The following is a 14,018-nucleotide window of genomic DNA, read 5'->3' on the forward strand; positions in this document are numbered from 1 at the left end:
GCGGCAGCAGGCGAAAGCGGTCGGCCCGGGGTACTGGGCCGACCGCTCCTCCTTTTGGCATGCTGATGCCCCGCCCGAGGCCGCACACACCGAGACCGGGGCCCGCCATGATCCTGACCGTGACGCTCAACACCGCGCTCGACGTCACCTACCGCGTACCGCGCCTGCTCGCGCACGCCTCCCACCGCGTCACCGAGGTCACCGAACGCCCCGGCGGCAAGGGCCTCAACGTGGCCCGCGTGCTCGCCGCGATCGGCCACGAGGTCACCGCGACCGGCTTCGCGGGCGGCCCCACGGGAACCCTCGTACGCGAGCTGCTCGCCGGCTCCCCCGGCGTCCGCGACGCGCTCGTCCCCTGCGCGGGCACCACCCGCCGCACCCTGGCCGTCGTCGACGAGGCCTCCGGGGACACCACGCAGTTCAACGAACCCGGCCCGCTGATCACCGCCGCCGAGTGGTCCGGATTCCTCTCCCGCTACGAGGCCCTGCTGGCGGGCGGCGCCCGCGCGGTGGCCCTGTGCGGCAGCCTGCCCCCCGGGGTACCCGTGGGCGCCTACGCCACCCTCGTCCGGGCGGCCCGCACGGCCGGCGTGCCCGTCCTCCTCGACACCAGCGGCGAAGCCCTGCGCCGCGGGGTCGCCGCCCGCCCCGACGTGATCAAACCGAACGCCGCCGAGCTCGCCGAACTGACCGGGTCCCGCGACCCGCTCCCCGCCACCCGCGACGCCCGCCGCCGCGGGGCCCACGCGGTGGTCACCTCGCTCGGCCCCGAAGGCCTGCTCGCCGCCACCGCCCAAGGCACCTGGCGCGCCGCCCCGCCCCGCACCGTGGCGGGCAACCCCACCGGCGCCGGCGACTCCGCGGTCGCGGGCCTGCTGTCGGCCCTCACCGAAGGCCTGGACTGGCCCGACCGCCTGACCCGCGCGGTGGCCCTCTCGGCCGCCACGGTCGCCGCCCCCACGGCGGGAGACTTCGACCCCCGCACCTACGAGGAGGTACGGGGGTCGGTGAAGGTCACGGAGGGCTAGGCCGTCTCCTGCGGATCCTGCCGGTGCGGCCCGCCGGTCAGCGCTTCTCGAGGACGAACTGGTCGATGACCGCCTCGCAGGAGTTGCCCGCCTCGCAGGAGATCTTGATGGTGTTCGTGCCCTGCTTGAGGTTCACGTAGGAGTAGGTGTTGGTCCAGCCCTTGTCCCAGGCACCCTCGGCGGCCTTCGCGAAGTTCTTCATGTTGATCGGCCGGCTCTGCACGGCGTCGTTGATCGCCAGCGTCATGTTGGCGTCCTTGCCCGGCACGCCGTAGTACATCCGGAAGGTGTACTCGCCGGTCTTGGGAACCTCCAGCGTCCAGGTCACGGCGGCACCCTGCTGGGCGAAGCCGCCGACGTACTGGCCGCCGGCGCTCTTGGCCCCCGGCACCGCGCTCTCCAGCTTGGCGCCCCCGCTGATCACCATGCCGGAGCCGCCCGCGTCGCCCTTGGGCATCGGGGCGTCCGCGGACGCGGAGCCGCTCGGCTGGCCCGAGGGGGTGTTCTGGGCGGGCGCCGACGGGCTCTGGCCCGGGTTCGCCGTGTTCTTGTCCTTGTCGGCGTCGTCCTTCTTGCCGAAGATCACCGCCGCGCCGATGCCGATCGCCACCGCGGCGACCACCGCGACGGCCGCGATGAGCATCCCCCGGCGGCTGGACCCGCCGCCGTGGCCGCCGTGGCCACCGCCGGAGCCCGGCAGCGGAACGGACTGGGTGTACTGCGGGGGCTGCTGCTGCGGCGGAACGCCGTAGCCGCCCGCCTGGAGCGCCTCGGGAGCCTGGTACTGGGCCTGGTAGGCCGGGGGCTGCTGCTGCGGACCCTGCTGATAGGGCACGGGACCGCGCTGGCCGCCGTAGGGCCGGTCGCCGACCGTGCGGACCTGGTTGTACGAGGTCCGGGGCACGCCCGGCTGAGCACCGCCCGCCGGTCCCGGGTAGCCGTATCCGCCGCCCTGCCCGGGCGGGGTGGCCCCCGCGGCCTGGCCGTCCTCGTAGAGGTAGCCGAACGGGTCGTCATCCTCGGGCTGGTTCGCCCCGTTGTTCGGGCCGTGGTTCGCGGGCGTCGTCATCGCAGGTCACTCCTTTCGACCCCGGGGAGCCTACCCCGAACAGGTGCGCCCACGGGCGGCCCGAAAGCTTACCCGGCTCTGCGGTGTGCCTTCGAACGGGAACGCTTCTCGATGTACATGCGCTGGTCGGCCGAGCGCAGCACCTCGTCGGCCGACATGCCGCAGCTCGCCCAGCCGATGCCGAAACTGGCTCCCACGCGGACTGCACGGCCGTCCACCCGGATCGGCGGGATGATGGCGTTGCGCAGCCGCACGGCGAGGTCGGCGGCATCGGCGGCGCCCAGCCCGTCGGCGAGGACGACGAACTCGTCACCGCCCAGCCGGGCCACCGTGTCCCCGTCCCGGACCCCGGTCGTCAGCCGCCGGGCCACCTCGATCAGGACCGCGTCACCGGTGTGGTGCCCGAACCGGTCGTTGATCGACTTGAACCCGTCGAGGTCGCAGAAGAGCACCGCGAGCCCCTTCGTACCGTCGTCGATGTCGGTCGCCGGGGCGACCGTGTGCACGTGGTGGTCGTACGGGCCCGCCGCGGCCGATCCCCCGCCCGGCATGCCGCCGGGGCCGCCCATGCCCCCGGGGAACTCGAAGGGCTCGGGGAAGCCGTCGGGCCGGTACCCGTGCCCGCCGGGGCCGCCCTCCACCGTGGGCCGGGTCTCGAAGGCGGCGTCCAGCGCCTCCACGGCGGTGGCGCGCACCGACTGCGGGCGGCGACAGAGCCGCGCCCCGAGCCGGGAGCGGAGCTCGGCGCTGTTGGGCAGGCCGGTCAGCGAGTCGTGGCTGGCCCGGTGGGCGAGCTGCAGCTCGTGCCGCTTGCGCTCCTCGATGTCCTCGACGTGCGTGAGCAGGAAGCGCGGCCCGTCGGCGGCGTCGGCGACGACGGAGTTGCGCAGCGAGACCCAGACGTACGTACCGTCGCGCCGCCCCAGCCTCAGCTCGGCGCGGCCGCCCTCGGCGGAGGTCCGCAGCAGGGTGCCGATGTCCTCGGGGTGCACGAGGTCGGAGAAGGAGTACCGGCGCAGCACGGAGGCGGGCCGTCCCAGCAGCCGGCACAGCGCGTCGTTGGTGCGCAGCAGACGGCCGTGCTGGTCCCCGCCCATCTCGGCGATGGCCATGCCGCTCGGCGCGTACTCGAAGGCCTGGCGGAACGACTCCTCACTGGCGCGCAGGGCCTGCTGTTCACGCTCCAGCCGGACCAGCGCCCGCTGCATGTTGGCGCGCAGCCGCGCGTTGCTGATGGCAATCGCGGCCTGGAAGGCGTACATCTGGAGCGCTTCGCGGCCCCAGGCGCCGGGCCGGCGGCCGTTGCGCGGGCGGTCCACGGAGACCACGCCGAGCAGTTCGCCGCCGGAGGCGTACATGGGGGCGTAGAGCCGGTCCTCGGGGTGCCACTCGTCCTCGAACCGCGGGTCGGGGCCCTCGGTGTGCCACTGCGGGACGTCGTCCTCGACGAGGACCCAGCCCTCGGTGTGCGGGATGAAGCGCAGGCCGTCCCAGTTCTCGCCCATCGTCAGGCGGCGTTCCCAGGAGGCGCGCGAGCCGACGCGGCCGGTGATCAGGGCTTCTGCGGCGGGGTCTCCCGCGAAGGCGGCGACGACCAGATCACCGTCGGGGCGAACGAGGTTGACGCAGGCGAGTTCGTAGCCGAGGCCGAGGACGATGCCGTCCACGACGGTCTGCAGGGTGTCCGCCAGGCTCCGGGCCGTATTGAGCTCGGCCACCACCCGGTGCAGCTGCCGCAGGGTCGCAAGACGGACGTACGGCTCCGACTCGGTCTCCATTGCTCGCTCTCCCCGAGACCTCGACAGCAACTCCAGGTTTGTCATCGGCGCTTCGTTGCGGTGTCCCGTCCACTGAATCACAGTGAGCTGTGCGGCAGGTACACAGGGTCAACAAATCTTGCTCTCTGTGACTCAAGTCACATGAGATGAATATAGGTGACTATCGCGCCGCTCCGCCGGGGTTCGTTCCAACCGGTTCGTCCGGACTGTTCCCGGAAGCAAACGGTACGCCGGGATCGGGTACGGACCGGGCGACCTAGGCCAACGGGCGGGGGCGCTCCTCGGACTTCAGCCCGATGCGCCGCGCGAGGGGTGACAGTAGCGTCCCGACCGTGCCCCCTACGACCCCCGTGACACCACTTTCCCTACCCGCACCCCATGCTGAGGGGGTGAGCAACGACGAGTTCCGGGCCGCGATGTCCCGACTGGCGGCAGGCGTGTGCCTGATCACCGCGCAGGAGCCGCCCCTGTCGGCCGACGGCCGGCGCGGCGAGGACGTCGGCATGACCGCGACCGCCTTCATGTCCGTGTCCCTGGAACCACCGCTGGTCCTCGTCAGCGTGCGCGAGGGCTCCCGGATGGACGACCTGCTGGCCGAGCAGCCGCTGTGGGCGGTATCGGTGCTCGCCGACCACCAGCTCCAGATCGCGAGCCGGTTCTCGATGAAGAACCGCATCAGCGACCGGCTGCTCTTCGCGGACCTGCCCTACACGCGCGGCGGAGTCTCCGGCGCCCCGCTGCTGTCGGGGGCGCTGGCCACCCTGGAATGCCGTACGGAGAACCGCGTCGAGGCGGGCGACCACACCCTGGTCATCGGCCACGTCCTCACCGCCTCCCAGCCGGCGCCGGACTCCCCGCCGCTGACGTACTTCCGCGGCCGCTACCGGCACCTGGCGCCCTGAGGCCACCCGGCGCCCCGGGTCCGGGGGCGGTACCCCCGAGTCCGCGGGGCGGTACCCCCGAGTCCGCGGGCAGCCCCCCGGCTACCAGTCCCGCGCGTTGCGGCCCCGCTTGGTCTCGCCGCGGGCCTTCTTCTCGCGCAGCCGCCGTTCGTTGATCCCCCGGGGGATCTTCGTCGCCCGGCGCGCCTTCGGCGGCGGCGCCGTGGCCTCGGCCAGCAGCGCGGCCAGCCGGACCAGCGCCATCTCCCGGTTGCGGAACTGCGAGCGGTGCTCGGAGGCCCGTACCGTCACCACCCCGTCCACCAGCCGGGAGGCGAGGCGCTCCAGCGCCCGCTCCTTCCACACGTCGGGCAGCGACTTCGTCGCCGCGACGTCGAAGAGGAGCTCCACGCGCGAGTCCGAGGTGTTCACGTGCTGGCCGCCCGGCCCCGAGGACCGCGAAAAGCGCCAGGCGAGCTCGCCCTCGGGGAGCACGACCGAACCGCGGATGACATAGGGACCAGGCATGCCCCCTATGATCCGTGCCCGCCGGAGCCCCGTCACCCGCATTTCCGCCCGCATCGCGGACAATTCTCCGAATGCGGAACCCGGCGCCCCTCTCCCCGCGTTATGGAGGGCAGCGGTAACTTGGGCACCCTCACGGTCGATACGACAAGTGAGACCAAGTGAGACTAGGAAGGGACACCAGTCACCATGGCAGTAAGCCTCTCCAAGGGCGGAAACGTCTCGCTCAGCAAGGAGGCCCCGGGCCTCGCGGCCGTCACGGTCGGCCTGGGCTGGGACACCCGCACGACCACCGGTGTCGACTTCGACCTGGACGCCTCGGCCATCGCGGTCAACGCGCAGGGCAAGGTCGTCTCCGACGGCCACTTCGTCTTCTTCAACAACAAGTCCACCCCGGACCAGACCATCGTCCACACCGGTGACAACCGCACCGGCGAGGGCGCGGGCGACGACGAGGCCATCAACGTCAACCTGGCCGGCCTGCCCGCCGACGTGGACAAGATCGTCTTCCCGGTCTCCATCTACGACGCCGAGACCCGCAGCCAGAACTTCGGCCAGGTCCGCAACGCCTACATCCGCGTCGTGAACCAGGCCGGCGGCGTCGAGATCGCCCGCTACGACCTCTCCGAGGACGCGGCGACCGAGACCGCCATGGTCTTCGGCGAGCTGTACCGCAACGGCGCCGAGTGGAAGTTCCGCGCCGTGGGCCAGGGTTACGCCTCCGGCCTGACCGGCATCGCCCAGGACTTCGGCGTCAACGTCTGACCCTGAGCGCCCGCGTCCACGGACGCGTCCCAGCTGGAGCCCCCTCCCGGCCGTCCGGGGAGGGGGCTTCGCTACCGTTCCGTACGTGATCCTCCTGCCGCTCGCTCCCGTCGAGGACGGCGCCCTCCCGGGCCCGGTCCTCACCGAAATCGCCACGCTCTACGCGACCAACCACGCGTTCTTCGAGCTCAGCGGAGATTTCCCCGACCCCGGCCGCATCACGGTCGAGCAGGTCGCCGCCGCCCTCGCCGACGAGCTCGCCCACGAGGGCGCCGAGGTCCTCCTCGCGCGCTCCGCCGGACGCCTCGTAGGCCTGGCCGCCACCCTCGCCCACCACCCGGACCCGGCGTCCGAGGACCCCGACCCGTGGATCGGCCTGCTGCTCATCGACGCCACCGCGCACCGCGAGGGATACGGCCGCGCCGTGGTCGCCATGGTCGAGGACCGCTTCCGCGACGCGGGACGGTCGGGCGTACGGATCGCCGTGCTCGACGCCAACGAGAAGGCCCTCGCCTTCTGGCAGTCCCAGGGCTACGTCACCCTGCGCCACGCCCCCGACCGCGAGGCGGGCCGCCCGTGCACGGTCCTGCGCAAGGCGCTGTAGGCAGCGGCCCTGTAGGCAGAGCTACGAGGCCTTCGCAGGGTGCTTCGGCGCCTTCGGGCGGTCCTTCCCGTACAGCCACACGTCCCAGACCTTGCTCAGGTCGTGGCCCGTCTTCTCCTCCGCGTAGGCGGTGAAGTCGGCCGTGCTCGCGTTCCCGTGCCGGTGGTCGGCCGCCCAGCCCCGTACGAGGGCGAAGAACTTCTCGTCGCCGACCTCCTGCCGGACCCGTTGCAGGACCATCGCCCCCCGCCCGTACACCGGGGACGCGGAGATCTCCTTCGGGTTCGGCGGGGCGGCCGGCGGGAAGGCGCCCCAGTCCGAGCCCGCCTCACGGTCGACACGCGTGTCACCGGCGAGGTAGGCGTCGAAGTGCTGCTGCGCGCTCGGCCCGCCGTGGTCCTCGGACCACAGCCACTCGGCGTAGGTCGCGAACCCCTCGTTGAGCCACATGTCCTTCCAGGACTCCGGCGACACCGAGTCCCCGAACCACTGGTGCGCCAGCTCGTGCAGCAGCAGCTCCTCGCTGCCCGGAGCCCCCGGGAACACCGGCCGGGTCTGGGTCTCCAGCGCGTAGCCGAGGCTGTGCGCGGGCAGCACGATCGCCCCCGACGAGGAGAAGGGGTACGGGCCGAACCGCCCGACGCCCCACTCCACCATCTCGGGCAGCCGCGCGAGCACGGCCCGGCTCGCCGCCGCCTCCCCGGGCGAGACCGCCGTGTAGAGCGGGATCCCGGAGGCGGTCCGCCCCGTCGTCACCTCGAACTTCCCGACGGCCACCGTCGCCAGGTAGCTCGCCATCGGCTCCGCGGAGTGCCAGGCGAACACGGTCCGCCCGTCGCCCGCCTCCGTACGGGAGCGCAGCTCGCCGTTGGACACGGCCTCGTACCCCCGGGGAACGGTCACCGTGATGTCGTACGTGGCCTTGTCGCTCGGGTGGTGGTTCCCCGGAAACCAGGCCATCGACCCGACGGGTTCGCCGACGGCCACCGCGCCCTTGCCGCCCGGGGTGACGATCCACCCCTCCTCGGACCCGTCGGGATCGGTGACGGCCTTGGGCCGGCCGGAGTAGTCGACCTCCGTACGGAAGACCTCCCCCCGCTCCAGGTCCTCGGCGGGGCGCACCGTCAGCTCGTTGCCGGTGCGGTTGAACCGGGCGCCCGCACCCTGCACCCGTACGCCCTCCACCTCCAGACCGCTGAGGTCGAGGTTGAAGGAACTGAGCCCCTGCTCGGCACGGGCGGTGATCACCGCGGTGGCGTGCAGCCGCCCGTCGGCCGGGTCGTAGTCGAGGTCCAGGGAGTAGTGCTCGACCTGGTAGCCGCCGTTGCCGGCCTTCGGGAAGAACGGGTCGCGCACCCCCGACGCACCCGGCCGCCCCTGCACGGTCTCCCCCGTGCAGCCCGTGGTGAGGGCGAGCAGGGCGGCGACGGCGGGGGCGGCCAGGCGGGAGAGAACGCGGTGATCCACGCGTTCGAGACTACGTCCCGTGACGCACTACCGAACTCTTCTCCTTGCCGAGGCGTCCACTACTTGTCGAGGGCGTCCACTACTTGTTCAGGGCGTCCACGCCGGCCTTGGCGAACTTCTCGTCCAGGTCACCGCTCGGGGCGCCGGCCACGCCGACACCCGCGACCGGGGCGCCGTCGGCCTGGACGGGGGTGCCGCCGCCGAGGAACAGGGTGCCGGGGATGTCCTTCAGGTTCGGGGTCTGCGCGAGGCGGCCGGCGAGCACCGAGGTCGGAGCGTTCCAGGACACGGCGGTGAAGGCCTTGCGCTGCGCCGAGTCGTAGGACTGCGGACCGGCGCCGTCGCCGCGCAGGGTGACGATGGTGTTGCCGTTGCGGTCGACGACCGCGACGGTCACCTTCTGGTTCTCGCTCTCGGCGGCGTCCAGCGCGGCCTGGGCGGCGCGGGTGGCGGCGTCGATGGTGAGGTGCGTGGTGGTGGTGAAGTTCTTCTTGCCCCCGTCCTTCTTCGCGACGGCGGCCGGGGCCGCGGCCGGAGCGGAAGCCGGGGCGGCGTTGGCGCTGACCGCGCCGAGGGCTCCGGCGCCGAGGGCGACGGCGAGGGCGGTACCGGTGAGAACGCGGGTGCGGGTGTTCATGTCTGCTGCTCCTGTGAACGTCGGCACGGCGGGCTGTCCTGCCGTTGCTCCAAGCCTCTCCCCGCCACCCCCACCACCCCGTCCCCGTACCGGCTCCGAACCCGACCCCCACCGGTTGACCCGGGGGTCAACCGATCGGCCGATGCGCCCACCCCCCACGGAGCGTTTACCTGGCCTCTCCCCAAACCCACCGAGCCACCCGCGGCCCAACCCAGCCGTCCGGCGTTTGAGGACCGGGGTCTGGGGCGGAGCCCCAGGGGGTCCGGGGCGCAGCCCCGGGGAACGGTGGAAGGGCGGGTAGGGGACAGCCCCGCGCAGCGCCCACCCACCCGCACCGCACCCCCAACCGGCACCATGGACATCACGCACCACCAGCCAGGAGCCCCCGTGACCAGCGCGCCCCCACCGAGCCCGCCGAGCCCCGCACCCCCCACGGGCCAGACGGCCCAGGCGGCCCAGCCTGCCCCACCCCAAAAAGACACCCGCGCCCTCGCCACGGTCATGCACACCGCGTTCTTCCTGCTCCTCGGCGCCTCCGTGGCCCGCTTCCTCCTCCGCCACCCCGACGAACCCCGCACCCCGTGGATCATCGCCCTAGGCATCACCCTGGCCCTGCTCTACGTACTCGGCCCCGCCCTCGGCGCCGCCCCCACCCTGCGCCGCCTCATCTGGCTCGGCCTGGTCGTCGCCGTCTGGGTGGTCCTCGTCGTCCTCGCGCCGAGCTTCGCCTGGTGCGCCGTCCCGCTCTTCTACACCGCCCTGCGCACCCTCCCGCCCCGCGCGGCCGTCGTCCTCGTGGCCCTGCTGACCGTGTTCGTCGTGGCGGCGCAGCTCCGCCTCGCCCAGACCTCCGGTCCGGGCGAGCCCTTCGACCCCAACCTGCTCCTCGCCCCGCCCGCCGTCGCCGCCCTGGCCACCGCCGTGTTCATCCACATGGAGCGCCAGGCCGCAGCCCAGCGGACCCTGATCGACGACCTGATCCGCACCCGCCGGGAACTCGCCGCCACCGAACGCCGCGCCGGCACCCTCGCCGAACGCCAGCGCCTCTCGATGGAGATCCACGACACCCTGGCCCAGCACCTGTCCAGCCAGCAGATGCTCCTCCAGGCCGCCGACCGCACCTGGGACACCGACCCCGGCACCGCCCGCTCGCACGTGCGCACCGCCACCGCCATCACCGCGCGCGGCCTCGCCGAGGCCCGCCGCCTGGTCCACGACCTCGCGCCGCCCGAACTCTCCGACGGCGCCGGCCTCCCGGACGCCCTGCGCGCACTGGACGCCGGCCCGGACATCGCAGTCCGCTTCCACCTGGAGGGCGCGCCGGCCCCGCTCCCCGCCCGCGCGGAGCAGGCGCTGCTGCGCATCGCCCAGGGCGCGCTGGCGAACGTACGGGAGCACTCGGGGGCCCGTACCGCAGCCCTCACCCTCAGCTTCCTCGGCGACCAGGTCGTCCTGGACGTGGCCGACGACGGCCACGGCTTCACCCGGCTCCGCGCCTCCACCGGGGAACGCGGCCACGGCCTCCCCGCGATGCGCGCCCGCGTCCGCCAGCTCGGCGGCACCCTGACCATCGAATCCACCGCGGGCGAGGGCACGGTCCTGTCGGCGTCGATCCCCCTGGAGCCCACCCCATGACCACGATCCTCCTCTGCGACGACCACGTCGTGGTCCGCGCCGGCCTGCTGGCCCTGCTCGGCAGCGAGCCGGACATCGAAGTCCTCGGCGAGGCGGGCAGCGGCGAGGAGGCGGTCGCGCTCGCGGCCAAACTCCGCCCCGACGTGGTCCTGATGGACCTCCAGCTCGGCGAGGGCATCGACGGCGTGGAAGCCACCCGCCGCATCACCGCCGCCCCCAACCCCCCGCACGTCCTGGTCCTGACCACGTACGACACGGACGCGGACATCACCCGGGCCATCGGCGCGGGCGCCACCGGCTACCTCCTGAAGGCGGAACGCCCGGAGGAACTGTTCGCCGCGATCCACTCCGCCGCCCAGGGCCGCACCACGCTCTCCGCCCCCGTGGCCAGCCGCGTGATGGCCCACATGCGCGGCGGCAACCGGCCGACCCTGACCGACCGTGAGCTCGACATCCTCGGCCAGCTCGCCCGCGGCCTCGGCAACCGCGACATCGCCCGCGCCCTGTTCATCAGCGAGGCCACGGTCAAGACCCACCTGGGCCGCATCTACGACAAGCTCGGCGTCGACACCCGCGCGGGCGCGGTCTCGGTGGCCAAGGAGCAGCGACTCCTCCCCTGACCCCGCCCCCACGGCAGCGCACGGCATCGCACCCGGACCGCATCGCACCGCATCGCACCGGACCACATCGCACCCGCGTCACATCGCACCGGACCGCATCGCACCGGCCGCATCGTCCATCCGTACGAGATCACGCTCGTACGCCGCGCCGATCCGCCGCGGGCGGCGACACGACAGGCTCGTGAGTGCCCGGACCGCCCGCCCCGAGCAGGCCCGGGCACCACCAGCCGTGTCGAGAGGAACCCGCCATGCCGACCACCGATTTCGCCCCGGAACGCCGCCGCATGCTCACGATGCTGGGCACCGGTGCCGCCGCAGCCGGGCTCGGCGCCCTCGCCGCCGCGACCCCGGCCGCCGCCGCGCCCGAGGAGCTCTCGACGTCCTCCTACGCCGGTCCGGCCGGTTCCGCGGAGGACGAGCTGGCGATCAACCGCCTGCTGGAGACCTACCTCTTCGCCGTCGACACCAAGGACAAGACGGTCTTCCGCACCCTCTTCACCGACGACGCCGTCCTCACCGTGCTGGCCCACCCCGACGGCACCGCCGGCATCGTCAAGACCGGCATCGAGGCGGTCGTCGCCAACCTCGACGGCGCTGCGGCCTGGGGCTACTCCACCCACGTCACCGCCAACGCCTACATCCGCGTCACCGGCCGCTACACCGCCACCGGCGACAGCCACGCCACCGCCCAGCTCGTGTACCCGGCCACCGCCACGGCCCCGGAGACCGTAGTCGTCCGCGGCATCCGCTACCGCGACGAGTACGTGAAGTCCGCCGGCGTCTGGAAGATCCGCAAGCGCATCTTCTCCCCGCTCTGGCAGTACAACGGCGCCGCGATCCAGATCGCCTACCCGAACTGACCCGGGGGCCCCGAGCCCATCGGCGTTCACCCGAGCCCGATGAGCCCCCGGTCGACGGCCGCGCGCACGGCCGCCGTACGGTTCTCCACCCCGAGCTTCTCGTAGACGTGCACGAGGTGCGTCTTGACCGTCGTCCCGCTGATGAACAGGGCCGACCCGACCTCCCGGTTGGAGCGGCCCGTCGCGATCAGCTCCAGGATCTCGGTCTCCCGGGCCGTCAGGGCCGCACTCGGCGCCCGGTAGCGGCTCATCAGCCGCGAGACCACCGAGGGCGACAGCGCCGACTCCCCCGCCGCGACCGTCCGCAGCGCCTGGAACAGCAGGTCGGGCGGGGACCCCTTCAGCAGGTACCCCGCCACACCCGCCTCCACGGCCCGTACGACGTACGCGTCCGACTCGTAGCTGCTGAGCACGACCACCCGCGGCGGCGCGGGCATCCGCCCGATCCGCCGCGTGGTCTCCACCCCGCACATCCCCGGCCCCATCCGGATGTCCATCAGCACCAGCCCGGGACCCAGCTCGCGCACCATCCGCAGCGCGGCAGCGCCGTCCGCGGCCTCCCCGCACACCTCGAACTCGGGGCACCCGTCCAGCAGCGCCCGCAGCCCCGCCCGCACGACGGGATGGTCGTCCACCAACAGGATCCGCACCGGAGTCATGCCGACCCCGGCCCCGGTCTCGGCCCCTGCGGCAGCGCGGGCAGGCAGACGGACACCACGGTCCCTCCCCCACCCGGACTGCTCTCCACCGTGGCCGTACCCCCCAGGTACGCGACCCGACGACGCAACAACCGCAGCCCGTCCCCACCCAGGCCCCCGCTCACAGGAGCCGCCGGATCGAACCCGACCCCGTCGTCCCACACGTCGAGCGCGAGGCCGTACGGCTGATAGGTGAGCGTCACCACGACGACCGAGGCCCGCGCGTGCCGCCGTACGTTGCCCAGGGCGCCCTGGGCCGCCCGCAGCACCGCGGCCTCGACCCGGCCCGGCACCGGCCGGGGTTCCCCCTCCAGCCGGAACCGGGCCCCCTCCGTCCCGGCACACAGCTCCCGCAGCACATCGGCCAGGGCCGCCCGCTCCAGCTCCACCGGAGCCAGGTCATGGATGAGCCGCCGGGCCTCGGCAAGGTTCTCGCGGGCCGCGGCGGCAGCCTGCCGGACCAGCTGCCGGGCCTGACCCGGCTCCCGCGTCCACTCCCGGTCGGCCGCGTCGAGCAACAGGTGCATGCTCGTCAGCCCCTGCGCCACGGTGTCGTGCAGCTCGGCCGCGAGCCGGTGCCGCTCCCGCAGCACCCCGGCCACCACGGCCTCCCCCTGCCCCCCGGCTCCCCCCACGCCCGACCCCTCTCGCCACGACCCCCCGGACGCGCCGAGCTTAATCCGGCGAACCCGACACCCCAGGGGGGCATCAGCAACTCTGATCCTCGGCCGCAAGAGCCACGCGGGACGTACCCCCACCCCACCCCGACCCCACCCATGACACCATCGGGTACGTGCTCGACATCGGCTACTCCCTCTCCCGGCGCTTCCCCGACCCCCCGCAGACCGACTACCGCTCGGCGGACGTCCGCTCCCTGCGCCACGACCTGTTCTGCGGGGACGTCTACCTCGCCGACACCAACGCGGACCGGGAAGTGTCCACAGCCTGGGGATGGGTGCCCGTACTGGACTTCGCCTGGGCGCTGTGCGACATCGTCGAGCAGCTCGACCAGGACCCGCGCGGCAGCCGCGCGGCCAACCGCCAGTACGCCGAGATCGACTTCACCGAGTCCTCGGACCGCATGCTCTTCGAACGCCGCTTCGGCTGGGTCGACGTCGAAGCCGACTGGATGCCGTCGGAAGAAGCCCCCCTCACCTTCAGCCACCGCCTCCTGCGCCGCGAAGCCCGCGACTTCCTCCACGACGTGATCGCGGACCTGGTCGACATGCACGACGGCCTGGCCGACAACCCCACCATCTGGACCCTCCAGTCCCGCTTCCCCCGAGTCCCGGCCTAACCCCCAGCCGCCCCACCACGCATCCAGCCGCCCGGCGCCCATCCAGCGCCCCGCCGCCCCCTCCCAGCCACCCACCGCCCCACCACGGTCGCGGCCGACGAGAAAGCCGGTGTAGGTCTCGGGGGGCGGGGGGTCAGGCGGCCGGCGGGGGGGC

Annotated in this window: 15 protein-coding genes; 8 read left to right on the plus strand and 7 right to left on the minus strand. The window is 73.3% G+C overall.

Translation table 11 applies throughout. The features are described 5' to 3' along the window. Positions 1 to 107: 107 nt before the first annotated feature. On the plus strand, positions 108 to 1,028 hold the full coding sequence (locus ACFWNV_RS30205; protein WP_383953170.1) for a 1-phosphofructokinase family hexose kinase: 921 nt from the start codon (positions 108 to 110) through the stop codon (positions 1,026 to 1,028). Positions 1,029 to 1,065: 37 nt separating this feature from the next. Here the strand turns inward: ACFWNV_RS30205 and ACFWNV_RS30210 are convergent, their stop codons facing one another. Together ACFWNV_RS30210 and cdgB are read right to left on the minus strand one after the other, a co-directional pair. Beyond that, entirely contained in the window at positions 1,066 to 2,097 is a 1,032-nt protein-coding gene (locus tag ACFWNV_RS30210) for a CBM35 domain-containing protein (RefSeq protein WP_383953172.1), read from the minus strand. A gap of 68 nt (positions 2,098 to 2,165) precedes the next feature. Then, positions 2,166 to 3,875 carry a diguanylate cyclase CdgB gene (cdgB, locus tag ACFWNV_RS30215; protein ID WP_383953174.1) on the minus strand — a complete coding sequence of 570 codons (1,710 nt, stop codon included), beginning with the start codon at positions 3,873 to 3,875 and terminating at the stop codon, positions 2,166 to 2,168. A 296-nt stretch (positions 3,876 to 4,171) separates the two neighbouring features. Between cdgB and ACFWNV_RS30220 the strand changes: the two genes are divergently transcribed. After that, complete coding sequence (locus ACFWNV_RS30220; protein ID WP_383953176.1) at positions 4,172 to 4,777, plus strand: flavin reductase family protein; 606 nt, start codon at positions 4,172 to 4,174, stop codon at positions 4,775 to 4,777. A gap of 81 nt (positions 4,778 to 4,858) precedes the next feature. Here the strand turns inward: ACFWNV_RS30220 and arfB are convergent, their stop codons facing one another. Further along, positions 4,859 to 5,284 carry an alternative ribosome rescue aminoacyl-tRNA hydrolase ArfB gene (gene arfB / locus ACFWNV_RS30225; RefSeq protein WP_250744548.1) on the minus strand — a complete coding sequence of 142 codons (426 nt, stop codon included), beginning with the start codon at positions 5,282 to 5,284 and terminating at the stop codon, positions 4,859 to 4,861. A 186-nt stretch (positions 5,285 to 5,470) separates the two neighbouring features. On the opposite strand from arfB, the gene ACFWNV_RS30230 reads away from it, so the two are divergent. Together ACFWNV_RS30230 and ACFWNV_RS30235 are read left to right on the plus strand one after the other, a co-directional pair. Further along, positions 5,471 to 6,046 (plus strand): TerD family protein, encoded by a 576-nt coding sequence (locus ACFWNV_RS30230; RefSeq protein ID WP_243339523.1) that lies wholly within the window; start codon positions 5,471 to 5,473, stop codon positions 6,044 to 6,046. Positions 6,047 to 6,131: 85 nt separating this feature from the next. Then, positions 6,132 to 6,650, plus strand: a complete 519-nt coding sequence (locus tag ACFWNV_RS30235) for a GNAT family N-acetyltransferase (protein ID WP_383953178.1) — start codon at positions 6,132 to 6,134, stop codon at positions 6,648 to 6,650. Positions 6,651 to 6,671: 21 nt separating this feature from the next. Here ACFWNV_RS30235 and ACFWNV_RS30240 read toward each other — a convergent pair whose 3' ends face one another. Beyond that, positions 6,672 to 8,117 carry a M1 family metallopeptidase gene (locus ACFWNV_RS30240; RefSeq protein ID WP_383953180.1) on the minus strand — a complete coding sequence of 482 codons (1,446 nt, stop codon included), beginning with the start codon at positions 8,115 to 8,117 and terminating at the stop codon, positions 6,672 to 6,674. Positions 8,118 to 8,196: 79 nt separating this feature from the next. Continuing rightward, complete coding sequence (locus ACFWNV_RS30245) at positions 8,197 to 8,754, minus strand: heme-binding protein (protein WP_383953182.1); 558 nt, start codon at positions 8,752 to 8,754, stop codon at positions 8,197 to 8,199. 354 nt (positions 8,755 to 9,108) lie between these two features. On the opposite strand from ACFWNV_RS30245, the gene ACFWNV_RS30250 reads away from it, so the two are divergent. The 3 genes from ACFWNV_RS30250 (at position 9,109) to ACFWNV_RS30260 (ending at position 11,869) form a co-directional block, all read left to right on the plus strand. Further along, on the plus strand, positions 9,109 to 10,389 hold the full coding sequence (locus ACFWNV_RS30250; protein ID WP_383953184.1) for a sensor histidine kinase: 1,281 nt from the start codon (positions 9,109 to 9,111) through the stop codon (positions 10,387 to 10,389). Continuing rightward, positions 10,386 to 11,009 (plus strand): response regulator, encoded by a 624-nt coding sequence (locus ACFWNV_RS30255; RefSeq protein ID WP_383953186.1) that lies wholly within the window; start codon positions 10,386 to 10,388, stop codon positions 11,007 to 11,009. The genes ACFWNV_RS30250 and ACFWNV_RS30255 overlap by 4 nt, the downstream gene beginning before the upstream one ends. Positions 11,010 to 11,257: 248 nt before the next feature. Beyond that, entirely contained in the window at positions 11,258 to 11,869 is a 612-nt protein-coding gene (locus tag ACFWNV_RS30260; RefSeq protein WP_383953188.1) for a nuclear transport factor 2 family protein, read from the plus strand. Positions 11,870 to 11,895: 26 nt separating this feature from the next. On the opposite strand, the gene ACFWNV_RS30265 is transcribed toward ACFWNV_RS30260, so the two are convergent. Then, entirely contained in the window at positions 11,896 to 12,528 is a 633-nt protein-coding gene (locus ACFWNV_RS30265) for a response regulator (protein WP_383953190.1), read from the minus strand. Further along, the gene (locus ACFWNV_RS30270) at positions 12,525 to 13,202 is read right to left on the minus strand and encodes a sensor histidine kinase (protein WP_383953192.1); all 678 of its coding nucleotides are present in this window, start codon (positions 13,200 to 13,202) and stop codon (positions 12,525 to 12,527) included. The genes ACFWNV_RS30265 and ACFWNV_RS30270 overlap by 4 nt, the downstream gene beginning before the upstream one ends. 158 nt (positions 13,203 to 13,360) lie before the next feature. Between ACFWNV_RS30270 and ACFWNV_RS30275 the strand changes: the two genes are divergently transcribed. Then, positions 13,361 to 13,864 carry a hypothetical protein gene (locus tag ACFWNV_RS30275; protein WP_383953194.1) on the plus strand — a complete coding sequence of 168 codons (504 nt, stop codon included), beginning with the start codon at positions 13,361 to 13,363 and terminating at the stop codon, positions 13,862 to 13,864. Positions 13,865 to 14,018 lie beyond the last annotated feature (154 nt).

The sequence above is a fragment of the Streptomyces sp. NPDC058401 genome, assembly GCF_042722885.1.
GTDB lineage: Bacteria > Actinomycetota > Actinomycetes > Streptomycetales > Streptomycetaceae > Streptomyces.

What these genes read in the sequence shown, in the direction of transcription:
- ACFWNV_RS30205 (WP_383953170.1), top strand. Translation starts at nt 108, where the DNA reads ATGATCCTGACCGTGACGCTCAACACCGCGCTCGACGTCACCTACCGC.
- ACFWNV_RS30210 (WP_383953172.1), bottom strand. Translation starts at nt 2,097, where the DNA reads ATGACGACGCCCGCGAACCACGGCCCGAACAACGGGGCGAACCAGCCC.
- cdgB (WP_383953174.1), bottom strand. Translation starts at nt 3,875, where the DNA reads ATGGAGACCGAGTCGGAGCCGTACGTCCGTCTTGCGACCCTGCGGCAG.
- ACFWNV_RS30220 (WP_383953176.1), top strand. Translation starts at nt 4,172, where the DNA reads ATGCGCCGCGCGAGGGGTGACAGTAGCGTCCCGACCGTGCCCCCTACG.
- arfB (WP_250744548.1), bottom strand. Translation starts at nt 5,284, where the DNA reads ATGCCTGGTCCCTATGTCATCCGCGGTTCGGTCGTGCTCCCCGAGGGC.
- ACFWNV_RS30230 (WP_243339523.1), top strand. Translation starts at nt 5,471, where the DNA reads ATGGCAGTAAGCCTCTCCAAGGGCGGAAACGTCTCGCTCAGCAAGGAG.
- ACFWNV_RS30245 (WP_383953182.1), bottom strand. Translation starts at nt 8,754, where the DNA reads ATGAACACCCGCACCCGCGTTCTCACCGGTACCGCCCTCGCCGTCGCC.
- ACFWNV_RS30250 (WP_383953184.1), top strand. Translation starts at nt 9,109, where the DNA reads ATGGACATCACGCACCACCAGCCAGGAGCCCCCGTGACCAGCGCGCCC.
- ACFWNV_RS30255 (WP_383953186.1), top strand. Translation starts at nt 10,386, where the DNA reads ATGACCACGATCCTCCTCTGCGACGACCACGTCGTGGTCCGCGCCGGC.
- ACFWNV_RS30260 (WP_383953188.1), top strand. Translation starts at nt 11,258, where the DNA reads ATGCCGACCACCGATTTCGCCCCGGAACGCCGCCGCATGCTCACGATG.
- ACFWNV_RS30265 (WP_383953190.1), bottom strand. Translation starts at nt 12,528, where the DNA reads ATGACTCCGGTGCGGATCCTGTTGGTGGACGACCATCCCGTCGTGCGG.